The 21,713-nt window shown below is 68.0% G+C and carries 22 protein-coding genes; 14 read left to right on the top strand and 8 right to left on the bottom strand.

Annotation, left to right across the window (positions count from 1 at the left end; all coding sequences use genetic code 11):
* The first annotated feature begins 17 nt into the window (after positions 1 to 17).
* From ACN20X_RS22790 to ACN20X_RS22805, 4 genes are read left to right on the top strand one after another with little or no spacing between them, the layout of a single operon-like run.
* On the top strand, positions 18 to 869 hold the full coding sequence (locus ACN20X_RS22790; protein WP_016451365.1) for a DUF3106 domain-containing protein: 852 nt from the start codon (positions 18 to 20) through the stop codon (positions 867 to 869).
* 22 nt (positions 870 to 891) lie between these two features.
* Entirely contained in the window at positions 892 to 1,434 is a 543-nt protein-coding gene (locus tag ACN20X_RS22795) for an RDD family protein (RefSeq protein ID WP_016447419.1), read from the top strand.
* A gap of 38 nt (positions 1,435 to 1,472) precedes the next feature.
* On the top strand, positions 1,473 to 1,886 hold the full coding sequence (locus ACN20X_RS22800) for a diacylglycerol kinase (RefSeq protein ID WP_016447420.1): 414 nt from the start codon (positions 1,473 to 1,475) through the stop codon (positions 1,884 to 1,886).
* On the top strand, positions 1,883 to 2,476 hold the full coding sequence (locus ACN20X_RS22805; protein WP_016447421.1) for an LOG family protein: 594 nt from the start codon (positions 1,883 to 1,885) through the stop codon (positions 2,474 to 2,476). Before ACN20X_RS22800 ends, ACN20X_RS22805 begins: the two co-directional genes overlap by 4 nt.
* An 88-nt stretch (positions 2,477 to 2,564) precedes the next feature.
* On the opposite strand, the gene ACN20X_RS22810 is transcribed toward ACN20X_RS22805, so the two are convergent.
* Entirely contained in the window at positions 2,565 to 2,903 is a 339-nt protein-coding gene (locus tag ACN20X_RS22810; protein WP_012206673.1) for a P-II family nitrogen regulator, read from the bottom strand.
* Between the two features lie 71 nt (positions 2,904 to 2,974).
* Complete coding sequence (locus tag ACN20X_RS22815; RefSeq protein WP_016447422.1) at positions 2,975 to 4,624, bottom strand: NAD+ synthase; 1,650 nt, start codon at positions 4,622 to 4,624, stop codon at positions 2,975 to 2,977.
* Between the two features lie 86 nt (positions 4,625 to 4,710).
* Here ACN20X_RS22815 and ACN20X_RS22820 point away from each other — a divergent pair, with 86 nt between their 5' ends.
* Positions 4,711 to 5,937 carry a GNAT family N-acetyltransferase gene (locus tag ACN20X_RS22820; protein WP_047218371.1) on the top strand — a complete coding sequence of 409 codons (1,227 nt, stop codon included), beginning with the start codon at positions 4,711 to 4,713 and terminating at the stop codon, positions 5,935 to 5,937.
* 3 nt (positions 5,938 to 5,940) lie between these two features.
* Here ACN20X_RS22820 and ACN20X_RS22825 read toward each other — a convergent pair whose 3' ends face one another.
* The 4 genes from ACN20X_RS22825 to ACN20X_RS22840 form a co-directional block, all read right to left on the bottom strand.
* Positions 5,941 to 7,767 (bottom strand): methyl-accepting chemotaxis protein, encoded by a 1,827-nt coding sequence (locus ACN20X_RS22825; RefSeq protein ID WP_279494803.1) that lies wholly within the window; start codon positions 7,765 to 7,767, stop codon positions 5,941 to 5,943.
* 500 nt (positions 7,768 to 8,267) lie between these two features.
* Complete coding sequence (locus ACN20X_RS22830; protein ID WP_126312146.1) at positions 8,268 to 10,037, bottom strand: methyl-accepting chemotaxis protein; 1,770 nt, start codon at positions 10,035 to 10,037, stop codon at positions 8,268 to 8,270.
* A 180-nt stretch (positions 10,038 to 10,217) separates the two neighbouring features.
* Complete coding sequence (ppa, locus tag ACN20X_RS22835) at positions 10,218 to 10,745, bottom strand: inorganic diphosphatase (protein ID WP_013801496.1); 528 nt, start codon at positions 10,743 to 10,745, stop codon at positions 10,218 to 10,220.
* 147 nt (positions 10,746 to 10,892) lie between these two features.
* Positions 10,893 to 11,435: an Mpo1 family 2-hydroxy fatty acid dioxygenase gene (locus ACN20X_RS22840; RefSeq protein WP_016451358.1), complete on the bottom strand. Its 543-nt coding sequence runs from the start codon at positions 11,433 to 11,435 to the stop codon at positions 10,893 to 10,895.
* A 62-nt stretch (positions 11,436 to 11,497) separates the two neighbouring features.
* Here ACN20X_RS22840 and ACN20X_RS22845 point away from each other — a divergent pair, with 62 nt between their 5' ends.
* The 9 genes from ACN20X_RS22845 (at position 11,498) to ACN20X_RS22885 (ending at position 19,779) form a co-directional block, all read left to right on the top strand.
* Positions 11,498 to 12,337, top strand: a complete 840-nt coding sequence (locus ACN20X_RS22845; RefSeq protein WP_016447427.1) for a Crp/Fnr family transcriptional regulator — start codon at positions 11,498 to 11,500, stop codon at positions 12,335 to 12,337.
* A gap of 61 nt (positions 12,338 to 12,398) precedes the next feature.
* The gene (locus ACN20X_RS22850; protein ID WP_016447428.1) at positions 12,399 to 13,832 is read left to right on the top strand and encodes an aldehyde dehydrogenase family protein; all 1,434 of its coding nucleotides are present in this window, start codon (positions 12,399 to 12,401) and stop codon (positions 13,830 to 13,832) included.
* A gap of 73 nt (positions 13,833 to 13,905) precedes the next feature.
* Positions 13,906 to 14,505 carry a DUF2889 domain-containing protein gene (locus tag ACN20X_RS22855; RefSeq protein WP_016447429.1) on the top strand — a complete coding sequence of 200 codons (600 nt, stop codon included), beginning with the start codon at positions 13,906 to 13,908 and terminating at the stop codon, positions 14,503 to 14,505.
* A 24-nt stretch (positions 14,506 to 14,529) separates the two neighbouring features.
* On the top strand, positions 14,530 to 15,315 hold the full coding sequence (locus tag ACN20X_RS22860; RefSeq protein ID WP_016447430.1) for an SDR family oxidoreductase: 786 nt from the start codon (positions 14,530 to 14,532) through the stop codon (positions 15,313 to 15,315).
* A 65-nt stretch (positions 15,316 to 15,380) separates the two neighbouring features.
* A complete protein-coding gene (moaA, locus tag ACN20X_RS22865; RefSeq protein WP_016447431.1) occupies positions 15,381 to 16,517 on the top strand; it encodes a GTP 3',8-cyclase MoaA in 1,137 nt (378 codons plus the stop codon).
* 62 nt (positions 16,518 to 16,579) lie between these two features.
* The gene (gene mobA, locus ACN20X_RS22870) at positions 16,580 to 17,287 is read left to right on the top strand and encodes a molybdenum cofactor guanylyltransferase MobA (RefSeq protein ID WP_473209941.1); all 708 of its coding nucleotides are present in this window, start codon (positions 16,580 to 16,582) and stop codon (positions 17,285 to 17,287) included.
* Between the two features lie 29 nt (positions 17,288 to 17,316).
* A complete protein-coding gene (gene moeA, locus ACN20X_RS22875; protein ID WP_279494802.1) occupies positions 17,317 to 18,654 on the top strand; it encodes a molybdopterin molybdotransferase MoeA in 1,338 nt (445 codons plus the stop codon).
* Positions 18,655 to 18,668: 14 nt separating this feature from the next.
* The gene (locus ACN20X_RS22880; RefSeq protein ID WP_034365530.1) at positions 18,669 to 19,001 is read left to right on the top strand and encodes a thioredoxin family protein; all 333 of its coding nucleotides are present in this window, start codon (positions 18,669 to 18,671) and stop codon (positions 18,999 to 19,001) included.
* 46 nt (positions 19,002 to 19,047) lie between these two features.
* The gene (locus ACN20X_RS22885; RefSeq protein ID WP_223275354.1) at positions 19,048 to 19,779 is read left to right on the top strand and encodes a TetR/AcrR family transcriptional regulator; all 732 of its coding nucleotides are present in this window, start codon (positions 19,048 to 19,050) and stop codon (positions 19,777 to 19,779) included.
* 47 nt (positions 19,780 to 19,826) lie between these two features.
* Here ACN20X_RS22885 and ACN20X_RS22890 read toward each other — a convergent pair whose 3' ends face one another.
* Positions 19,827 to 20,804: a Bug family tripartite tricarboxylate transporter substrate binding protein gene (locus tag ACN20X_RS22890; RefSeq protein ID WP_189354318.1), complete on the bottom strand. Its 978-nt coding sequence runs from the start codon at positions 20,802 to 20,804 to the stop codon at positions 19,827 to 19,829.
* A 54-nt stretch (positions 20,805 to 20,858) separates the two neighbouring features.
* Positions 20,859 to 21,680 carry a TauD/TfdA dioxygenase family protein gene (locus tag ACN20X_RS22895; RefSeq protein ID WP_016451352.1) on the bottom strand — a complete coding sequence of 274 codons (822 nt, stop codon included), beginning with the start codon at positions 21,678 to 21,680 and terminating at the stop codon, positions 20,859 to 20,861.
* Positions 21,681 to 21,713 lie beyond the last annotated feature (33 nt).

Genomic DNA, 21,713 nt, shown 5'->3' on the forward strand with positions numbered 1-21,713 from the left:
CCGCCTTGCCTGCCTGCATGCCCACTGATTCACGCGCTGCGTTCCACCGATCACCCGCCGCCATCCTGGCGGCGGTGCTGTTGATGGCGCTGGCCTGGACCGGCTGGCGCGTCGTGCAACAGGTGCGGCTGGCGCCCAGCACGGTGTCGCCGGCCACCATTGCGGCCTCCAAGACCCTGCATGGCGACGCAGCCACGCGCCAGCGCGCCACGGCCCTGGCCTCAGGCCCACGCTGGGCCGAGCTGACGCCTGCGCAAAGCAGGGTACTCGAGCCCCTTTCCGAGCGCTGGTCCATGATGGACGCGCTGCAAAAGCGCCGCTGGATGGCATTGGCCGAAGGCTGGGACAAGCTCAGCGAAAAGGAGCAGGAAAAGCTGCGCGACCGCATGCAGACCTGGTCCAGCCTCAGCGCCCAGCAGCGCAGCCAGGCCCGCCTGAATTTCGCCCTGACCAACCGCCTTGCCACGGACAAGCGAGCCCAGTGGGAGGCCTACCAGGCGCTCAGCGACGAAGAAAAACGCCTTCTGGCTGCACGCGCCGCGCCCAAGGTCAAGGGCGCCGCCAACGCCATACAGCCCGTGGCGCCCAAGCGTCTGGCGCGGATTCCTGCGGCCTCGGTGGCACCGGCCACCATTCCGAATCCCCCCAAGATTCCACCAGCCACCATCTACAATCCGCCGCCTCCGGTTCCACCGGTCGCGCCGCCTTCGGCCGTGGAAACCCATCCCGTGCGCCCGCCTGCGCTGGTGGAGACAGCCCCGGTGGAAGTGCCTTCGGCCACACCCATGCCCTTGCCGCCCATGGAACTGCATGACGGCGCCGAGGCCACCCCACAGCCCTCGCACGGCGAAGCAGCCCCTTCGCATTGATGCAGCGCCCCGACACGCCCGCATGACGAACGCCACCTCCCCCGCCTCCACGGCAGCCGGCTCCGCCGCCGATCCACGGATGGCCCCGCGCCTGGCCCGGCGCATGGCCTGCTGGCTATATGAGGGCATGCTGCTGTTCGGCGTGGTCTTCATCGCCGGATATCTGTTTGGCACCTTGTCTCAGACGCGCAACGCCATGGACAACCGCCATGCGCTGCAGGCCTTCATGTTCGTGGTGCTGGGCATCTATTTCGTCTGGTTCTGGTCCAAGGGGCAGACATTGGCCATGAAGACCTGGCACATCCGCCTGGTGGATGCTGCAGGCCAGCCCGTCAGCCAGCTGCGCGCCCTGCGGCGCTATGTGCTGAGCTGGATCTGGCTGCTGCCACCGCTGGCGGCCTACTCCACCGGCGTGCCGGCCTTGACCACCTTGGTGCTGCTGGTGCTGTGGGTGGCACTCTGGGCCCTGCTCAGCCGCCTTCATCCGCGCCGCCAGTTCTGGCATGACGCCTGGGCCGGCACACAGCTGATCCACCAGGCCCCGCCGCCCAGGAAAAAACGCTGAGCGGCAAAGGCAGCATCGCATCTCCTACACTCCCCAGCATGCCCGCCGCTTCACCCAAGTCCAACGACAGCACGCCTGTCAATCCCCAGAAAAGCCGCACGGGCCTGAACCGTGTCTGGCACGCTGCGGGTTATTCGCTGTCCGGCCTTCGTGCCGGATGGAATGAGAAAGCCTTCCGCCAGGAAGCGCTGGCCGCCATAGTGCTGATCCCTGCCGCCTTCTGGCTGGGACGCAGCTGGATCGAGGTCTCGCTGCTGGCGGGCACGGTCTTGCTGGTGCTGATCGTGGAATTGCTCAACAGCGGCATCGAGGCCGTGGTCGATCGCATAGGCCCCGAATGGCACGCCCTGTCCAAGCAAGCCAAGGACATGGGCAGCGCCGCCGTGCTGCTGGCGCTGCTGCTGTGCACGGGTGTCTGGCTGGCGGCTCTCTATCAACGGTTCATTGCATGACAAATCCCACGTTTTCCATTTGTGTGTATTGCGGCTCGCGCCCCGGCGACCAGCCCGGATTCATCGAGGCCGCCCGCGCCACCGGCCGCTGGATTGGCGAGCACGGCGGCCAGTTGGTCTACGGCGGCGGGCGCAGCGGCCTGATGGGCGAGGTGGCCGAGGCCACGCGGCAGGCCGGTGGCCGCGTCGTGGGAGTGATCCCGCAGGCGCTGGTGGACAAGGAGCTGGCCAACCATGCCTGCGACGAACTGCACATCGTCCAGACCATGCACGAGCGCAAGGCCATGATGGCCGAGCGCAGCGATGCCTTCGTCGCCCTGCCCGGCGGCATAGGCACCTTCGAGGAATTGTTCGAGGTCTGGACCTGGCGCCAGCTGCGCTACCACGACAAGCCCATCGGCCTGCTCAATGTGGACGGCTACTACGACAGCATGCTGCAGTTCCTGCAGACCTGCGTGGGCCATGGCTTCATGGGCGAGTGGCAGATGGGACTGATAGAAAGCGGCAGCGACATCCCCGCACTGCTGCAATCCCTGGTGCAGAACGCGGGCACGGGCCTGGAAACGGCCCCCTTGCGCGCCGTGATCTGAAACGGAAACGGCCACCCGTTCAGGGGTGGCCGCTGGAATCCGGATGTCGAGCCCAGGGCGCCGCGTGCGCCCTGCACTGCTGCCGGGTTCAGATGGCTCCGTCGTCGAGTTCGCCGGTACGGATGCGCACCACGCGCTCCACGGCGGTGACGAAGATCTTCCCGTCACCGATCTTGCCCGTGCGGGCCACGTTGACGATGGCATCCACGCAGCGGTCCACGTCTTCCGTGCGGACCACCACCTCGATCTTCACCTTGGGCAGGAAGTCCACCACGTACTCGGCGCCACGGTAGAGCTCGGTATGGCCCTTCTGGCGACCAAAGCCCTTGACCTCGGTGACGGTCAGGCCGTTGACGCCGCAGTCGGCCAGTGCCTCGCGGACCTCTTCCAGCTTGAACGGCTTGATGATGGCGGTGATCATTTTCATGGGGTGAACTCCTCAGTGCATGCAATACGGGGCAAGACGGCTGGCCAGGAAACCCCGCCGCCTCAGGTGCTTCAAGCGCGAAAGCGGTTGGTGATCGGGTAGCGCCAGTCCTTGCCGAAGCTGCGGCGCGTCAGCCGCGGCCCCACGGGCGCCTGGCGGCGTTTGTATTCGTTGATCTGGATGAGGCGCGTCACTCGCTCCACATCGGCGCCGGCATATCCGTCGGCCACGATGGAGGCGATGCTTTCGTTATTTTCCATGTATCGGCGCACGATGGCGTCGAGCACCTCATAAGCGGGCAGGCTGTCCTGGTCTTTCTGGTCCGGGCGCAGTTCGGCGCTGGGCGGGCGCGTGATGATGCGATCCGGAATGGGGTCCAGCCCCGTGCCGAACGGATCGTTGGCATTGCGCCAGCGCGCCAGCGCAAAAACCTCGGTCTTGAGCACGTCCTTGATCACGGCAAAGCCGCCGGCCATGTCGCCATAGAGCGTGCAGTAGCCGGTGGACATCTCGCTCTTGTTGCCGGTGGTCAGCACCACGGAGCCGAACTTGTTGGACAGGCCCATCAGCAAGGTGCCGCGGATGCGGGCCTGCAGGTTCTCTTCGGTCGTGTCCTCGGGGCGGCCCGCGAAGGCCGGAGCCAGGGCGGCCTTGAAGGCCTCGAACTGGGGCGCGATGGAGATTTCGTCATAGCGCACGCCCACACGCTCGGCCATGTCGCGCGCATCGATCCAGCTGATGTCCGCCGTATAGGGCGAAGGCATCATCACCGTGTGCACCTTGTCCGCGCCCAGCGCATCGACCGCAATCGCCAGCACCAGGGCCGAGTCGATCCCGCCCGACAGGCCCAGCAGCGCGCCGGGGAAACGGTTCTTGCCCACGTAGTCGCGCACGGCCAGCACCAGGGCGGACCACAGCGCCGGCAGGTGCTCCACCGGTGGCTGCACATCGGCGGCCAGCGTCAGTTCCTGCGCGCCGGCACGCACTTCCACCAACGGCAGCGCCTCGGCAAAGGCCGCCGCGCGTGCGGCAATGCTGCCGTCGGCGTGCACGGCAAAAGAGCTGCCATCGAAGACAATTTCATCCTGGCCACCGACCAGATGTGCGTAGACCAGGGGCAGGCCGGTCTCACGCGCACGTGCAGCCAGCGTGGCTTCACGTTCGGCCTGCTTGCCCTCATGAAAGGGCGAAGCATTGATCACGGCCAGCAATTGCGCACCCGCCGCGGCAGCCGCGCTTGCCGGCCCGGGATGCCAGGCGTCCTCGCAGATCAGCAAGCCCACGCGAACTGCCTGGACCTCGACCACGCAAGGCGACTGGCCGGCCACAAAGTAGCGCTGCTCGTCGAACACGCCGTAGTTGGGCAGGCATTGCTTGGCGTAGCTGCATTCCACGCGCCCGTCGCGCAGCACACTGGCTGCATTGCGCAACGCGCCACCAGCGCCGGGGTCGCGCCAGGGATGGCCCAGCACCAGCGCCAGGCCCGGCCATTGCGCGGTCTCCAGCGCCAGCTGCTGCACGGCCTGATCGCAGGCGTCCAGAAAGGCGGGACGCAGATAGAGGTCTTCGGCCGCATAGCCGCACAGGGCAAGCTCGGGAGTCAGCAGCAAGCGCGCTCCCGTGGCATAAGCTTCACGGGCTGCGGCAATGATTTTCTGGACATTGCCGGGCAGATCGCCCACGACAAAGTTGAGCTGGGCAGTGCAGATGGAGAGCGTCATGGAATGCAATGGAGCCAACAGGGCCGACAAGGCCACCCCACAGCGCAAGGCGGCAGCGCGCGTCACACGGGCCTGCAAGGAATGGCATGGCTGAAACCGCAATTATCACCCGCGTGCTGGACAGCGTGCAGCAGCTCGATGCCCAGGCCTGGAATGCGCTGCTGGCATCGCAGGCTGCGCCCACCCCCTTCATGCGCCACGAGTACCTGAGCGCGCTGGAATCCAGCGGCAGCGCCGTACCGCAAACCGGCTGGGCCGCCCGCGTGGTCACGCTCTGGCAGGGCGGCGAGCTGGTCGCCGCCTGTCCGGTCTACGCCAAGGCGCATTCCTATGGCGAGTACGTGTTCGACTTTGCCTGGGCGCGTGCCTACGCCCAGCATGGGCTGGATTACTACCCCAAGGGCGTGCTCGCCGTGCCTTTCACGCCTGTGCCGGGCAGCCGGCTGCTGGCACGCACGCCGCTGCTGCGTGCGGCCCTGGTGCGCGCCGTGCGCGAATGGGCCCAGGCGCAGCAGCTGTCTTCCCTGCATTTGCTGTTCAGCGATGCCGAGGATCTGGCAGCCTGCGACGCCGACGGCTGGATGCAGCGCAGCACCGTGCAGTTCCACTGGAGCAACCAGAACGCCGGGGGCGCGGGCCACCGGGACTTCGACCACTTTCTGTCCACGCTGAACCAGGAAAAGCGCAAGAAGATTCGCCAGGAACGGCGCAAGGTGCACGAGGCCGGCGTGCGCTTTCGAGCAGTGCATGGCCCCGACATGAGCGCCCAGGACTGGGCCTTCTTCTACCGCTGCCACGAACGCACCTATCTGGAACACGGCAACGCCCCGTACCTCCAGCCGGCCTTCTTCGAGGCCATGGCGCACCAGATGCCCGAGAACTGGCTGATGTTCGTCGCCGAGCGCGACGGCCAACCCATGGCCTGCAGCCTGATCGCACTCGATGCGGCAGCCGCACGGCTTTCGGCCGGCAGTTGCGACCGCGACACGCCGCAGATCCCGCACATCCCGCAGGGCACGGCCTACGGCCGCTACTGGGGCGCGCTGGAGCGCGTGGACTGCCTGCATTTCGAGGCCTGCTACTACCAGCCTATCGCCTGGTGCATAGAACGCGGGATTGCGCACTTCGAGGGAGGCGCCCAGGGCGAGCACAAGATGGCGCGGGCGCTGCTGCCCGTGGTGACGCCCAGCGCCCACTGGATTGCCCACCCGTCCTTCGCCGACGCCATCTCGCGCTTTCTGGACCGCGAGGGCGAAGGCATGGCCGGCTATCTGCAGGAGCTGCAGGCCCACAGCCCGCTGCGCCAGGACTGAGGCTCAGAAGGTTTCCCAGTCGTCATCGCCCTGACCGGGCTGGCGCGGAGCCGGCTTGCCTGTTGCTGCGGGCCCAGGGCGTGGCTGGATGGGAGGCGTGGCATCGCGCTCAAGCCGGCGGGCCAGTGTCTCGCCACCCGCTGCAGCACCGCCGCCCCCCAAGGCCGCAGGCCGTGCGGGGCTGGCCGGCGGGGCCGGCCGGACAGGCTGCGCTGCGGCGCGTGGCGCGGCGCTGGCCTGCGCCACCATCCTGTTCGGCACATGCGCATGGCTGTCCATGGCACCGCGCGGCAGCTGGAACACGGCCACGGCCTCGACCAGGTCCTGCGCCTGCTTGCGCAGCGAGGCAGCGGCGGCCGCGCTTTCCTCGACCAGGGCAGCGTTTTGCTGCGTGGTCTGGTCCATTTGCGTGACGGCTTCGCTGACCTGGGCGACGCCGGAGCTCTGCTCGGTACTGGCCGCGCTGATCTCGCCCATGATGTCGGTGACCTGGCCGATGGCAGCCACCACTTCGGTCATGGTCGTGCCTGCGCGGTCCACCAGTTGCGAGCCCTGCTCCACACGCTCCACGCTGGCCGTGATCAGCGCCTTGATTTCCTTGGCCGCCTCGGCGCTGCGCTGCGCCAGCGATCGCACCTCGCCCGCGACCACGGCAAAGCCCCGGCCCTGCTCACCGGCACGCGCAGCCTCCACCGCGGCATTGAGCGCGAGGATGTTGGTCTGAAAGGCAATGCCGTCGATCACGCCGATGATGTCGCCGATGCGCCGGCTGCTGTCATTGATGCCCTTCATGGTTTCCACGGCCTCGGCCACCACGTCGCCGCCGCGGCGCGCAACGCTCGATGCATTGAGCGCCAGCTGATTGGCCTGGCGTGCGTTGTCGGCGTTCTGGCGCACGGTGGAGCCCAGCTCTTCCATGGATGCAGCCGTCTGCTCCAGCGCGCTGGCCTGCTCCTCCGTGCGGCTGGACAGGTCGGCATTGCCGGAGGCAATCTGCGCACTGGCCGAGGCCACGCCTTCGGCGTTCTGGCGCACGCTGCGCACGGTCTGCACCAGGCTGGACTGCATGCGCTGCAGCGCGCCCAGCAGCAGGCCGGTTTCGTCATGGCGGTCGATGTGAATGGTCCCGCCCAGATCGCCATTGGCCACGCGGTCTGCGGCATCGACCGCATGGGCCAGCGGCGTGCGGATGGAGCGCGTCAGCCACAGCCCGGCCAGCACGGCCAGCAGCACGGCGGCCAGCGCCGCCACGCTGAGGACGACGACCGAGCGCCCATAGACAGCCTCGGCATTGCGGCTTTCCTGCACGGCCGCATCGCTGTTGAGCTTGACCAGCAGATCCAGCGTGTTCGACGAATCGTTGTAGAGCTTCAGCGACTCGCCGCCCAGCACGGCCTGGGCCTTTTCCTTTTCGCCCTGGCGTGACAGCGCCAGCACCTGCTGGCTCAGTTGCTGGTAGCGCTCGCGTTCCTGGAGCAGCTGGGCGTAGAGCCTTCGCTCTTCGTCGGAAGACAGCAGCGGCTCGTAGGCCTTCTTGCGCTCGGCCAGGCGGCGCTGCAGTTGCTCCAGCTGCTTTTCCGAATCGGTCTTGTAGGCGACATCATCATTGTTGACGTGGCGCACCTCCAGCAAGCGGGTACGCACGACATCGGTGCCTATCTGGTTGATCACTTCCACGCTGGGCATGGCATTGCCGGTGATGACTTCCATGCTGGTGCGCATGGAGCGCAGTTGCACCAGGGCCGCGGCCACCACGGCCAGCAGCAGCAGCACCAGCAGGCCGAAGGTGCCCAGCATGCGCGTTGAAATCTTGAGGTTTTTCACATTCATCTCTCTTGTAGAGGTCCCGTCATCTTGTTGCGTCTTGCTCTGTCTCGCGCCATGGGCAGGCTATCAGCCAGGCCCGGCGCGAACCTTGCAGAAACAGGCCAGCCGCACCGGCCGATGGCAGCTGGCAGGCAAGGCTTGGAGAGGGGGAGGACGGGACCCCGCGGGAGCGCGGTCTGCTGGATGGCCGATGGCCGCCAGGCCAGGCGGCCATGAGAACAAGGTAATCATGGGATATCCCTTCGTTCCGAGCGAACGAGGCCAGGAGCGGCCGTTCCTCAATCTGTAAGAATAGGACTACATCTATTTACATTCTGCCAGTATCCAAGCATTGTTCAGGACAAGTTCAGGTACTTGCAGTAGGCAGAAACCTTCACTGGAGGATTTGCGCCACAGCCTCCTGCCACCCGGCGTGAGCAAGCTCAACGCAGCACGCAAAAAGAAAGCGGCCCCATGCAGGGCATGGGGCCGCCAGAGGATGGGGCGCAGCTGCGGGCAAGGCCTCAGAACGCGGCCCACTCCTCGTCGTCGGCGGTTGCGGTCCTGCTGACCTGGGCTGGCGTGGCATGTTTCGCTGGCCGGGCTGCGATGGGCGCCAGGACCGGCGGTGATGCCAAAGGGGCGGCCGCCGTTGCGCGCGGCACCGCCACGGCCGCCTTGGCGGTCTCAGCCACCTCGGGGACCGCTGTCGAGTCTTCCGGCGCCGTGCGAAACACCGATACCGATGCCACCATGGCCCGCGCCTGCTGCTGCAGCGACTGGGCAGCGGCCGCACTTTGCTCGACCAGGGCGGCGTTCTGCTGGGTGGCCTGGTCCATTTGCGTAATGGCATCGCCCACCTGGGCCACGCCCGCGCTCTGCTCGCTGCTGGCGGCGCTGATCTCGCCCATGATGTCGGTCACGCGCCGGATGGCGGCGACGATTTCGGACATGGTCTCGCCGGCCTTGTCCACCAGCTGCGTGCCCTGCTCCACACGCTGCTCGCTGGCCTGGATCAAGGCCTTGATCTCCTTGGCCGCCTCGGCACTGCGCTGGGCCAGCGTGCGCACCTCGCCGGCCACCACGGCAAAGCCCCGGCCCTGCTCGCCAGCGCGGGCCGCCTCCACGGCGGCGTTCAGCGCCAGGATATTGGTCTGGAAGGCAATGCCGTCGATCACGCCGATGATGTCGGCGATCTGGCGGCTGCTGTCGTTGATGCCCTTCATGGTGTCCACCACCTGGGCCACAACCTCGCCGCCACGCGCGGCAATGCCCGAGGCGGAGGCAGCCATCTGGTTGGCCTGGCGCGCGTTGTCCGCGTTCTGGCGCACGGTGGCGCCCAGCTGCTCCATGGAGGCCGCGGTTTCTTCCAGAGCACTGGCCTGGCTTTCGGTGCGCGCCGACAGGTCCGCATTGCCCTGGGCGATCTCGCCAGCGGCCAGCGCCACGCCGTGCGCATTGCCGCGCACATCGCCCACCAGCTCGGCGAGCTTGCGGCGCATGTCCTCCTGTGCGTTGATGAGCTGGCCCATTTCATCCCGGCGCCGGCTGGTGACCGGCTTTTCCAGATGGCCGGCCGCCACATTGCGCGCCACGGCCACGGCCTGGGCCACCGGGCCGGTGACAGCACGCGTGATGGCCCAGCCCACCAGGGCCGCAATCGCCACCACCGCGGCCAGCGTGCCCAGCACCCAGATGCGGGCCAGGTCAAAGCCTGCCTGCGCCTGCTGCCGCGCCTGCTCGCCCGCCTCGCGCTGCAGGGTCAGCAGGCGGCCGGCGCTTTCGGCCAGCTTGCCGAACTGCGCCTCGGACTCGCCGGCGAACATCAACCCCATCTCGTCGGCCATGAAGGCCTGCTCCTCGGTGGTGGAATAGTTGCCGGCGCGCGCACGCTCCAGCAATCGCGCATGCATGGCCAGGAACTGTTGCTTGAAGCCGAGGTAGTCGTCGAAGGCCGCGCGCAAGGCCTGCTGGTCGATCAGCGAACGCAGGGCCGTCTCATGCTCGCCAATGGTCTGCAGCCGGTCCTGCACCTGCTTGGCAAAGCCATCGACCTCGGCCAGGCTGCGCGCGGAGGCAATGCCGGCCTCGTGGCGGCGCAGGCGGTTGTATTCGGATCGCATGGCGCCCGCATGGAACATGCTGGGCAGGGCCACATCCGACAAATGCAATGCGTTGCGGTGCATCTGCGCCAGTTGCAACCAGGCTACCGCCCCCAGAACCGCCGAGAACAGGACCATGATGAGGAATCCCATGCCCAGCTTCGTGCCCATGCGCCAATCTGCCACCTTCATTTGCTCGCTCCCGGGCCGATGTCCCCATCAGCGCCTGATTGATCTGTCCAAACCCTGATCCATGACAAAACAAAAAACGCACCCGGCGCCTAGGCACCGGGTGCGTTTCAAATTGTATCAACTGCGAAGCGGGCATTTACCTCAGCGCAGTTGAGACTCCCTCGACGGGAGTGAAAGGGATCAGCCCTTGTAGTTGGCGATGCCGTCCACGACTTCCTTCTTGGCCTCGTCCACGCCCTTCCAGCCCAGAACCTTGACCCACTTGCCCTTTTCCAGGTCCTTGTAGTGCTCGAAGAAATGCTGGATCTGCTTGAGGGTGATCTCGTGGATGTCTTCCAGCGTGTTGATCTTGTCGTAGGCGGGCAGCAGCTTTTGCGTGGGCACGGCCAGGACCTTGCCATCCACGCCGGACTCGTCTTCCATGAGCAGGATGCCGATGGGGCGGCAGGCCACGACCACGCCCGGGGGCAGCGGGAAGGGCGTCATCACCAGCACGTCCACCGGATCGCCGTCGCCGGACAGCGTCTGGGGCACATAGCCGTAGTTGGCCGGGTAGTGCATGGCCGTGCCCATGAAGCGGTCCACGAAGACGGCGCCGCTTTCCTTGTCCACTTCGTACTTGATGGGATCGGAGTTGGCCGAGATCTCGATCACGACGTTGAAGGATTCAGGAGCGTTCTTGCCCGGTGTGACTTTGTCGAAAGACATGATGGATAAGCAGAGTTGAAACGAAAGAGCCCCCGCAGGGGATAGCAGCGTGATTTTAGGCGCAGGCACACGCCCCCACGGATGGCTCCGCAGGAACGCCCGCCATGCTAAGGGCGCAAGCCTGCGCCAAGCTTGCAGCGCCCGGTCTCAGGCGTGTGCCCCGCCCGCGCGCCGGCGCACGGGGCCGCTGCGCTGCTCCACCGCATGCTGCACTTCGCGGCGCAGGCCCAGTGCAAAGCCCAGCTCGGCCAGCACGAACAGGGGTCCGATGACCAGGCCCAGGATGTCGTCCAGGAAGGCTGGCTTGCGGCCCTCGTAGTAGTGGCCCACGAACTGGATCACCCAGCCCACGGCAAAGATGCCCAGCCCCCATCCCAGCCAAGCCCCCAACGGCAGCATGGCGATGGGCTGTGCCAAGGCCAGCATCAGGGCAAGCACCACAGCCATGGCAATGCCGTAGCGCAGGTCCAGCAAACAGTAGTAGATGCCTGCCGCCAGCGCCGCCAGCAAGGCCAGGCTCAGCGGCAGGGCAGGCAGGCCGTCGCCCAATGGCATCGCCCATTGCAGACGTGCCAGCAGGATCACCACGGCCCACATGATCAGCGGCACGCCAAAGAAGTGCGTGAGGATGTTGCGTGGATCACGGTGATAGTCCGCGTACTGGGACAGTTGGTCGATGAGGGTTTTCATAGGCTGCACCGGCAGTGGATGTTGCGCAACCATGGTGGTGTCATCAAGGATTGGCGTCTGTCATGGATCCGACACAAGCCTCATCGCACACCTCGGGCTTACCCGCACCGGCAGCTCCGGCAGCCACGGCAACTGCCGCCGCCACGCGCGGCGTACGGCGCCGCGCAGTGGCCGGTCCGCCGGGCATGGCCGATCTCTGGGCCACCGTCGAGGCAGGCCGCTGGTTCCACGCCCTGCCGCCAGAGCTGGCCGCGCAGCTCAAGGCACTGGCCCAGCCCCGCACGCTGGCCGCAGGCGACTGGCTGTTTCGCCGGGGCGACCCGCCCTGTGGCCTGTACGCGGTGGCGCGTGGCGCCCTCAGCATCTCGGGCACGGCCGCCTGCGGCGAGCAGGCCCGCACGGCGCTGCTGGCCCTGGTGGAGCCGCCGATGTGGCTGGGAGAGATTGCCCTGTTCGATGGCGCACAACGCACGCACGATGCCCAGGCCGCCACGGCCTGCATCGTGCTTCACGTGCCCCAGGCACCGCTGATGGAGTGGCTGGCCGCCCACCCCGGACACTGGCAAGCGCTGGCGTTACTGCTGACGGACAAGCTGCGCGTGTGCCTGGTGGCGCTGGAAGAGCACACGCTGCTGCCGGCCCCCCAGCGCCTGGCGCGGCGCCTGGTGCGCATGGCCGAAGGCTTTGACCAGTGGCAGCCCGACGGCCAGGGCCGCCAGCGTTGGCGGCGCGAGCTGGATGTATCCCAGGAGCAGCTGGCGCGCATGCTGGGCCTGTCACGCCAGACCACCAACCAGATCCTGCAGGAGCTGCAACTGGCCGGCTGCCTGCAGTTGCGGCGCGGCAAGATGGAGGTGCTGGACCGCCAAGGCCTGCGCGACGCGGGCTGGCCTGCGCAGTAGGCAGGCGCGCTGCAACGCCCGGGACTGGACAAGCGTCCCGGGCGCCCCACAATCGGGCTCCATGCAATACCACCACATCGGCAATGCGTCCGTGCCTACGGAATCGGGACGCACGATCCCCGTGCTGGACCCGTCGGACGGGCAGGCTTTCGACGAGCTCCAACGCGGCTCGCCCCAGGACATCGACCTGGCCGTGCGCTCTGCGCGCGAATGCCAGGACAGCGTCTGGAGCAAGCTCTCGGCCGCCGAACGCGGGCGCCTGCTGATGCGCCTGTCGGGCAGCGTGCTGCAGCATGCCGATGAACTCACGGCCATCGAGCAGCGCGACTGCGGCAAGCCCACGCGCCAGGCCCGCGCCGATGCGCTGGCGCTGGCGCGCTACTTCGAGTTCTATGCAGGCGCCTGCGACAAGCTGCACGGCGAGACCCTGCCCTATCAGCAAGGCTACAGCGCCCTGACCTGGCGCGAGCCCCACGGAGTGACCGGCCATATCGTCCCCTGGAACTACCCCATGCAAATCCTCGGCCGCAGCGTGGGCGCAGCGCTGGCCGCGGGCAATACCTGCGTGGTCAAGCCCTCGGAAGACGCCTGCCTGTCCGTGCTGCGCGTGGCGCGGCTGGCCACCGAGGTCGGCTTTCCGGCAGGCGCCTTCAACGTGGTCACCGGCCTGGGACACGAGGTGGGCGAGGCCCTGGCGCGCCATCCAGGAGTGGACCACCTGAGCTTCACGGGCAGCCCCGGCGTGGGCACGCTGATCCAGCAGGCTGCAGCCGAACGGCACTGCCCCGTCACGCTGGAGCTGGGCGGCAAGAGTCCGCAGATCGTGTTCGCGGATGCGGACCTGGACGCCGCCGTGCCGGCCATCGTCAACGCCATCGTGCAGAACGCCGGCCAGACCTGCTCGGCAGGCTCGCGCGTGCTGATCGACTCGCTGATCTACGAGCCGCTGCTCGAACGCCTGGGCCAGGCCTTCGAGGCGCTGCGCGTGGGTCCGGCCGCCATGGACCTGGACCTGGGTCCGCTGATCCGCGCCAGCCAGCAGCAGCGTGTCTGGGATTTCCTGTCCGACGCCCAGGTGGCAGGCATTGCCGTGGTGGCGCAGGGCCAGATCGTGGAGCATGCGCCCGACAGCGGCTTCTACCAGGCGCCCACCCTGCTGCGCGACGTGCCACCCGAGCACCGGCTGGCGCAGGAAGAGATCTTCGGCCCCGTGCTCTGCGCCATGCCCTTCCATGACGAGGACCATGCCGTGCAACTGGCCAACGGCACGGCCTACGGCCTGGTGGCCGGCCTGTGGACCCGTGACGGCGCGCGCCAGCTGCGCCTGGCGCGGCGCCTGCGCTGCGGCCAGGTCTTCGTCAACAACTACGGGGCGGGTGGCGGCGTGGAGCTGCCCTTCGGCGGCGTCAAGTCCAGCGGCCATGGCCGCGAAAAGGGCTTCGAGGCGCTCTATGGCTTCACCACGCTGAAGACCGTCGCCATACGGCATGGCTGATCCTGGCGCATGACGGAAAATCGCAAGGTGCCCGGCGCCAGCCGGCCGCACGCGACAGAAAGAAGAATTCCCCATGCCCTTGTCTCCCGTTCCCGACCGCACGCCCCAGCATGAACGCGACGTGCGCTACCGCAGCTACGCCCGCGCCGATGGCCTCTGGGACATCGAAGGCGAGCTGCGCGACAGCAAGACCCATGACATCGAACTGAGCGGCGGCCGCCACATGCCGGCCGGCACGGCCATACACCACATGTGGATACGCACCACGGTCGATGCCCGCCTGGCGGTGCAGGCCATCGAGGTCGTCATGGACTCCCATCCGCTGGGCCACTGCCCCGAGGCCACGCGGGCCCTGCAGAAAATGGTCGGCTGCAGCATGGCGCGCGGATGGCGCAAGGCCATCAACGAGAACCTGGGCGGCGTGGCCAGCTGCACGCATCTGCGCGAGCTGCTGTTCAACATGGCCACGGCCGCCTTCCAGTCCGTGCCCGGCGTCTTTGGCGATGCCGACCCCAGCCAGCCGCCACGCCACCTGGGCCAGTGCCTGGGCTGGGACTTCAATGGCCCCGGCGTGGCGCGCTACTACCCGCAGTTCGTGGGCTGGCAGCCCGGCACAGGCGGCGTGGCCCCGACCCCGGCGACCACAGCAACCACCGAAACCCAGGGGGCCTGACCCCCGACCGAGGAGCAAAGCCCGATGCGTGTCCAGGACAAATCCATCATCGTCACAGGCGCCGGCAGCGGCATAGGAGCCGGCATCGCCATGCGGCTGGCCGCCGAAGGCGCACATATCGTCGTCAACGACATCGACCGCGAGGCCGGCACGCGCGTGGCACAGGCCATCAACGCCGTGGGCGGCCGCGCGCTCTATGTGCAGGCGGACATGACGCAGGGCGAACAGGTCAAGGCCCTGGTGGCCGCCACACTGCAGGCCCACGGCCGGCTCGATGTCTTCGTCAACAACGCAGGCTGGACGCACCGCAACCGTCCCATGCTCGAAGTCAGCGAGGCCGAGTTCGACCGGGTCTATGCCATCAACGTCAAGAGCATTTATCTCTCGGCCATCCACGGCGTGCCGGCCATGCGCGCCAATCCGCCGATGGCCGATGGCCGCCCCGGCGGCGGCAGCTTCATCAACATCGCCTCCACGGCAGGCCTGCGCCCGCGCCCGGGGCTGACCTGGTACAACGGCTCCAAGGGCGCCGTCATCGTGACCAGCAAGTCCATGGCCGCGGAACTGGGCCCGGAGAACATCCGCGTCAACTGCATCAACCCCGTCTTCAACCCCGACACAGGCCTGGCCGCCGAGTTTGCCGGCGGCCCCGTGGACGAGGAGCGCCGCGCGCGCTTTCGCGCGACGATTCCGCTGGGCCGCTTTTCCACGGCGCTGGACGTGGCCAATGCCGCGCTGTATCTGGCCAGCGACGAGGCGGCCTTCATCAGCGGCACCTGCATCGAGGTGGACGGAGCGCGCTGCGTCTAGACGCAGATCAAGATCTGCAGGCTTGCGCAGAGCCTGGACATAGGCATTCGGGCAAAATCGCGGGCATGGCAGAACGAGTGATCCCCCTGGTCGACGAGCGCGCCCCCACGCGCCCGGCCACCGTGCCAAGACTGCTGCAGGCGCCCACCGGCGATCTGCGTGACAGGCTTGGCCGGCCGCTGCGCGACCTGCGCATCAGCATCACCGACCGCTGCAACTTCCGCTGCAGCTACTGCATGCCCAAGGAAGTCTTCGACAAGAACTACCGCTACCTGCCGCACGGCTCGCTGCTGAGCTTCGAGGAGATCACGCGCACGGCCCGCCTGTTCGTGCAGCATGGCGTGCGCAAGATCCGCCTGACCGGCGGCGAGCCGCTGCTGCGCAAGAACGTGGAAACGCTGGTGGAGCAGCTGTCTGCCCTGCGCACGCCCGACGGCCATCCGCTGGACCTGACGCTGACCACCAACGGCTCGCTGCTGGCGCGCAAGGCCCGGGCGCTCAAGGCGGCCGGCCTGAACCGCGTCACCGTCAGCCTGGACGGGCTGGACGACGCGGTGTTCCGCAGCATGAACGACGTGGACTTCCCGGTCTCCGACGTGCTGGCCGGCATCGAGGCGGCCCAGGCGGCAGGCCTGGGCAACATCAAGGTCAACATGGTGGTCAAGCGCGGCACCAACGAGGACCAGATCCTGCCCATGGCGCGCCACTTCCAGGGCACGGGCGTGACCTTGCGCTTCATCGAATACATGGACGTGGGCGCGACCAACGGCTGGCGCATGAACGAGGTCCTGCCCTCCGACGAAGTCATCGCCCGGCTGCGCGCCGAGCTGCCCCTGGTGCCGCTGCAGGCCAGCAGCCTGGGCGAGACCGCCGTGCGCTGGGGATATGCCGATGCGCAGGGCCTGCACGATCCCTCGCTGGGCGAGGTCGGCGTGATCAGCAGCGTCACCCACGCCTTTTGCGGCGACTGCAACCGTGCGCGCCTGTCCACCGAGGGCCGGCTGTACCTGTGCCTGTTCGCCTCCGAAGGCTGGGACCTGCGCAGCCTGCTGCGCAGCGGCGCCAGCGACGAGGAAGTGGCAGCCGCGCTGGCCCCCATCTGGCAGCAGCGCACCGACCGCTATTCCGAACTGCGCGCCAGCCTGCCGTCCAGCACGGACACGCAGCGCAGGCGCATAGAGATGAGCTACATCGGCGGCTGAGCCCGCGCGTCGCGCGCGGCTCCCTTTCCCCTTCCCCTCGGTTTCTCCATCACAAGCCACACATGCCCGTTTCCTCCCTGCCCGACACCCTGCCCTTGAGCGACATCACGGGCTGCGTGCTGGCAGGCGGGCGCGGCATGCGCATGGGCGGCATCGACAAGGGCCTGCAGCCCTTTCTGGGCCAGCCGCTGGCGGGCCACGCGCTCAGCCGCCTTGCGCCCCAGGTCGGGCATCTGATGCTCAACGCCAATCGCCATGCCGAGGCCTATGCGCAACTGGGCGCCCCCTATGGCGCCCCGGTCTGGCCCGATGCCGAACCCGACTACCCCGGCCCGCTGGCCGGCTTTCTGAGCGGCCTCACCCATTGCCAGACACCCTGGCTGGTCTGCGTGCCCTGCGACACGCCGCTGTTCCCCCAGGACCTTGTACAGCGGCTCGCGCAGGCTGCGCTGGCGCAGCAGCCTGCGGCCGACATCGTCGTCGCCCATGGCTGGGAACGCTCGCTTGATACAGATCAATCCAGGCTGCGGGCCCAGCCCGTGTTCTGCCTGATGCGGTCATCGCTGCGTGATAGCCTGCAGTCCTTCATACGTTCGGGCGGCCGCAAGATCGATGCCTGGACGGGCCAGCACCGCTGCGCCACCGCCCTCTTCGATCGCGCGGACGACAGCCCGCTGGCCTTTGCCAACGCCAACACGCAGCAGGAGCTGCAGGCCCTGGCGCAGGCCCTGGCGCAGGCCGCGGCCTGTGTGCCCGTGACGCCGCCGTGACCGGCCTTGCCCCACCGGATTCCGTTCTGATGACCGCCACCTTCCAGCCCGCCTCCGCCCCCATCGCCTCCGCCCAGGACCTGAGCGTTGATCAGGCACTGTCCCAGCTGGCCAGCCTGCTGCAGCCCCTGGGCCCGGTGGCGGATGTGGAAACACTGGCGCTGGCCGACGCGCTGGACCGCATGCTGGCCGAAGACATCGTCTCCCCCATCGACGTGCCCGCACATGACAACGCCGCCATGGATGGCTATGCCTTCGACGGCAGCCAGCTGCAGGCCGGCGCCCCGCTGGTGCTGCGCGTGGTCGGCCAGGCCCTGGCCGGCAAGCCCTGGCATGGCACGGTGCGGGCGGGCGAGTGCATCAAGATCATGACGGGCGCCGTGCTGCCGCCCGGTCTGGACACGGTGATCGCGCACGAACGCACCGAGCCCGCCGATGCGGCCTCGCCCGACCATGTACGCATCCCCGCCGGCAGCGTGCGCACCGGAGACAACCGCCGCAGGCGCGGCGAGGATCTGAGCCAGGGCTGCGTGGCGCTGGCGGCGGGCCAGCGCCTGCATCCGGCAGCCCTGGGCCTGATCGCCAGCCTGGGCCAGTCTCAGGTGCATGTTCGCAGGCGGCTGCGCGTGGCCTATTTCTCCACGGGCGATGAAATCCTGCACCCCGGCACGGCGCTGCGCGAAGGGGCGGTCTACGACAGCAACCGCTTCAGCCTCATCGGCCTGCTGCAGCGCATGGGCGTCAAGGTGCTGGACCTGGGCGTGGTGGCCGACCAGCCCGAAGCCTTGCAGGAGCGCCTGCGCGAAGCCGCCTCCCTGGCCGACGTGGTGCTGACCAGCGGCGGCATCAGCGCGGGCGAGGCCGACCATACGCGCGCCATGCTGCAACGCATGGGCAGCGTTCATTTCTGGCGCCTGGCCATGCGGCCGGGCCGGCCGCTGGCCGTGGGCCTGTTGCAGCCCGATGCGGGCACGCCATTTGCCGCCAGCCGGCCACCGGCACGCACCACGGTACTGATCGGCCTGCCTGGCAATCCCGTGGCTGCCATGGTGAGCTTTCTGGTCTTTGTACGACCGGCGCTGCTGCAGCTCATGGGCACCGCCGCCGTGGACGGTGAACCGGCCGCCCTGCCCCAGGCTGTGGCTGCGCAGGCCCTGTCCAAGCGGCCCGGCCGCACCGAGTACCAGCGCGGGATTCTGTCCAAGGGCGCCGATGGCCGCTGCATGGTGCGCACCACGGGGCCGCAGGGCTCGGGCGTACTCAGTTCCATGGCCGAGGCCGACTGCCTCATCGTGCTCGAACATGAGCGCGCTGCCGTGCAAGCCGGCGAAACCGTGTCCATCCTGCCGCTGCAGGCCTTTCCCTGACAGGAGATTGCCCCATGCCCTTCCAGTCCAAGCACCTGACCGACGCCCCCGATCGCAGCACCGTCGATACGCTGCCCGGCGCTACCTTGCTGGAGTTCGGCACCGCCTGGTGCGGCCACTGCCAGCGCGCGCAACCGCTGATTGCCCAGGCGCTGGATGCCGCCCCGCAGGTGGCCCACATCAAGGTGGAAGACGGCCCCGGCAGGGCCCTGGGACGCAGCTACCGCGTCAAGCTCTGGCCCACCCTGGTCTTTCTGCGTGACGGGCAGGAGGTGCAAAGGCTGGTGCGGCCCCAGCAGGCCCGCGAGATCGAGGACGCGCTGGCCCGCATCACCGCCCAACCCTGACACTTGCGGCGCAGCCGCTGCCTGTGTATCGCCGACAATGGCCCGCATGCCGTCCCAAAAGAAGCCTGCCGATTCCGCGCCCAAGAAGCCCCGCCGCAACAGCGGCCGCCCGCTGGCTGACGATGCCGTCGGCCGGGACATCATCCTGCAGACCACGGTCAACCTGCTCAAGACCCGCACGCCGGAGCAACTGAGCATTCTGGAAATCGCGGCGGCGGCCGGCGTCACGCGGGCGCTGGTGCGCTACTACTTCAGCAGCCTCAAGGGACTGCTGCAGGAAGTGACGGAGTCCTTGATGCGCGAGTTGCAAAACCGCATGGAAGTGGCGCTCAGGACGCAGGGCACGGTGGAAGAGCGCGTCTACCAGCGCCTGCTGCTGCGGCTGGATTTCATGCGCGAGCACCCGCAGTTCGAGCGGCTGGCGCTGTCCGAGATCTACCACTATGAAAGCGAAGAAGAGCCTCCGCCCTCGGGCACGCCGCTGCAGCGCATCACGCGGCGCGGGCTGGAGCTGACCTCGACCATGCTGATGGACGGAGCGCAGGCCAGCCACCCGGCACAGGTGGACCCGCGCTTCATCCACCTGGCCATCCTCAGCATTTCGGCCTTCCTGCCCACGGCACGGCCGCTGCTGGCCGAACTGTTCGGGGAAGGGCCGCAGGCAGACCAGCAGGTCGAGCACTATCTGCGCTTCATGTCCCACCTGCTGGCCGAGCGCATCAGGCAGGATGCGCCGGCGCAAGACCACCCACCACACCCGGGCCACCACCCGGATTGACTTGCGCCGGCGCCCGCTGCTCCCTCCTTTCGTCCGGTGCGCCGCCCTCAGTCGGACTGTATGCCCAGCTCCTTGACCAGCCGCCCGAAGCGCTCGAGGTCGCTGGCATTGGTCTTGCCCAGGCGCTGCGGCGGGCCGCCCACAGGGACGGTTCCCAGCGTGGCCATGCGTGCCACCACGTCGGGCATCTTGAGGACCTCGTTCAGGTGCGTATTCAGCAGCCCGACCACGTCGGCAGGCATGTTCCTGGGGCCGAACAGGCCGTACCAGGCCGTCAGCTCCACGTCCTTGTAGCCCAGTTCGGCCAGCGTGGGCACGTCGGGCGCCAGCGGCGAGCGCTGGGCGTCGGCCACGGCCAGCGCCACCAGCTTGCCGCCGGGCAGGTAGGGCGCGATGGAGCCCAGCGTGCTGTAGGTGAAGGGCACATGGCCGCCCACCACGTCCGTGACCGCAGGCGCCACCCCCTTGTAGGGGATGGACTCGAAGCGGGCGCCCGTGGCGCGCCGGACCATCTCGCCCAGAAAGTGCATGGGCGAGCCATTGCCCGGGGTGGCGTAGCCCAGCGAACGGCCCTGGCTCGCGGATACGGCCTCCTTGAGCGTGCGCACGCCCGCGCCGGGTCCGGCGACAAGGAACAGCGATGTGGAGCCGACCTCGATCACGGGCGTGAATCCGTTGAGCACGTCATATCCGTGGCCTGCGCCCAGCTTGAGCACCAGCTGGGCCATGGCAAAGGTATTGGGCGCCAGCAGCAGCGTATAGCCATCGGCCGGCGCCTTGGCCACATAGCTGCTGCCGATGGTGCCGCTGGCGCCTGCGCGGTTGTCCACAAGCACCGACTGTCCGATGCGGGCCGACAGCTTCTCGCCCAGCAGGCGCGCCAGCGCATCGGTGTCACCGCCTGCGGGATAGGCCACGACGATGGTGACGGGCTTGTGGGGATAGGCCTGCGCCTGGGCAGGACCGGCCAGCAGGGCCATGGCCAGGGCCATGCCTAGGGCAAGCGTTTTGCGTTTCGCTTTCATGGGGTGGGCTTTCATCGTGGGTTTTGTCATTTTCAGCAAAGGCCGGGGCCGGGCTCACGCCTGGCGTATCGCCACACGGTGCATGCGCCGCGCTGCGGGGTGGTAGTCGTTGACCGCGTAATGCTGCGTGGCCAGGTTGTCCCAGATGGCCACCGAGCCCTTGCGCCAGCGAAAGCGCACCTGCCATTCAGGCACCTTGGCCAGGCCGCTGAGCATGGCGATCAGGGCCGCGCTCTCGTCGCTGGTCACGCCCTCGATGTGCGTGGTGTAGAGCGAGTTCACAAAGGCCACGGGCAGGCAGGTCACCGGGTGCACCAGGACCACGGGCTGCTCCAGCGGCGGATGCTTGAGGCGCGTGGCCCGATAGGCCTCGCCCGAGGGATCGCGGCGCATCAGGCTTTGCCTCAGGGCCGGCGCCTCCCAGTTGTGGGTGGCGCGCAGCGTGCGCAGATAGGCCTGCAGCTCGGGCGCCAGCGAGGCGAAGGCCGTGGTCATGCTGGCCCACATGGTGTCGCCGCCCGTGGGCGGCACGTCCACGGCGTAGAGGCAGGCACCGGCGGGCGGCTTGGTCTGCCAGGTCAGGTCGGCATGCCAGATGTCGGTGCCGGTGCGCGTGCCCTGGCTGATCAGCAGCTCGACATGGGGATCGTCCGGGTGCGAGGGAAAGGTGGAGGACACAGGCTCGACCTTGCCGAACACCTGGGCCACGCGCACCTGCTGCGCAGGGTCCAGCGTCTGGTCGCGGAAGAAGATGACCTGGCGCTCGGCCAGCAGCTTGCGCAGCGCGTCCGCATGGTCATGCACCTGCGCCGGGTCCGAGAGATCGATGCCGTATATCTCCGATCCTATGCACGGGGTGATGTGTTCGACTTGCATGAAATTCCTTTTCTCAAAAAAAGCGGGTTGGGG

The organism is Delftia sp. PX-1 (assembly GCF_055797465.1).

What these genes read in the sequence shown, in the direction of transcription:
- ACN20X_RS22860 (WP_016447430.1), top strand. Translation starts at nt 14,530, where the DNA reads ATGCGTGTCCAGGACAAATCCATCATCGTCACAGGCGCCGGCAGCGGC.
- ACN20X_RS22800 (WP_016447420.1), top strand. Translation starts at nt 1,473, where the DNA reads ATGCCCGCCGCTTCACCCAAGTCCAACGACAGCACGCCTGTCAATCCC.
- ACN20X_RS22880 (WP_034365530.1), top strand. Translation starts at nt 18,669, where the DNA reads ATGCCCTTCCAGTCCAAGCACCTGACCGACGCCCCCGATCGCAGCACC.
- ACN20X_RS22805 (WP_016447421.1), top strand. Translation starts at nt 1,883, where the DNA reads ATGACAAATCCCACGTTTTCCATTTGTGTGTATTGCGGCTCGCGCCCC.
- ACN20X_RS22895 (WP_016451352.1), bottom strand. Translation starts at nt 21,680, where the DNA reads ATGCAAGTCGAACACATCACCCCGTGCATAGGATCGGAGATATACGGC.
- moaA (WP_016447431.1), top strand. Translation starts at nt 15,381, where the DNA reads ATGGCAGAACGAGTGATCCCCCTGGTCGACGAGCGCGCCCCCACGCGC.
- ppa (WP_013801496.1), bottom strand. Translation starts at nt 10,745, where the DNA reads ATGTCTTTCGACAAAGTCACACCGGGCAAGAACGCTCCTGAATCCTTC.
- ACN20X_RS22840 (WP_016451358.1), bottom strand. Translation starts at nt 11,435, where the DNA reads ATGAAAACCCTCATCGACCAACTGTCCCAGTACGCGGACTATCACCGT.
- ACN20X_RS22850 (WP_016447428.1), top strand. Translation starts at nt 12,399, where the DNA reads ATGCAATACCACCACATCGGCAATGCGTCCGTGCCTACGGAATCGGGA.
- ACN20X_RS22890 (WP_189354318.1), bottom strand. Translation starts at nt 20,804, where the DNA reads ATGAAAGCGAAACGCAAAACGCTTGCCCTAGGCATGGCCCTGGCCATG.
- ACN20X_RS22820 (WP_047218371.1), top strand. Translation starts at nt 4,711, where the DNA reads ATGGCTGAAACCGCAATTATCACCCGCGTGCTGGACAGCGTGCAGCAG.
- ACN20X_RS22885 (WP_223275354.1), top strand. Translation starts at nt 19,048, where the DNA reads ATGCCGTCCCAAAAGAAGCCTGCCGATTCCGCGCCCAAGAAGCCCCGC.
- ACN20X_RS22790 (WP_016451365.1), top strand. Translation starts at nt 18, where the DNA reads ATGCCCACTGATTCACGCGCTGCGTTCCACCGATCACCCGCCGCCATC.
- ACN20X_RS22810 (WP_012206673.1), bottom strand. Translation starts at nt 2,903, where the DNA reads ATGAAAATGATCACCGCCATCATCAAGCCGTTCAAGCTGGAAGAGGTC.
- ACN20X_RS22830 (WP_126312146.1), bottom strand. Translation starts at nt 10,037, where the DNA reads ATGAAGGTGGCAGATTGGCGCATGGGCACGAAGCTGGGCATGGGATTC.
- ACN20X_RS22845 (WP_016447427.1), top strand. Translation starts at nt 11,498, where the DNA reads ATGGATCCGACACAAGCCTCATCGCACACCTCGGGCTTACCCGCACCG.
- mobA (WP_473209941.1), top strand. Translation starts at nt 16,580, where the DNA reads ATGCCCGTTTCCTCCCTGCCCGACACCCTGCCCTTGAGCGACATCACG.
- ACN20X_RS22795 (WP_016447419.1), top strand. Translation starts at nt 892, where the DNA reads ATGACGAACGCCACCTCCCCCGCCTCCACGGCAGCCGGCTCCGCCGCC.
- ACN20X_RS22855 (WP_016447429.1), top strand. Translation starts at nt 13,906, where the DNA reads ATGCCCTTGTCTCCCGTTCCCGACCGCACGCCCCAGCATGAACGCGAC.
- ACN20X_RS22815 (WP_016447422.1), bottom strand. Translation starts at nt 4,624, where the DNA reads ATGACGCTCTCCATCTGCACTGCCCAGCTCAACTTTGTCGTGGGCGAT.
- moeA (WP_279494802.1), top strand. Translation starts at nt 17,317, where the DNA reads ATGACCGCCACCTTCCAGCCCGCCTCCGCCCCCATCGCCTCCGCCCAG.
- ACN20X_RS22825 (WP_279494803.1), bottom strand. Translation starts at nt 7,767, where the DNA reads ATGAATGTGAAAAACCTCAAGATTTCAACGCGCATGCTGGGCACCTTC.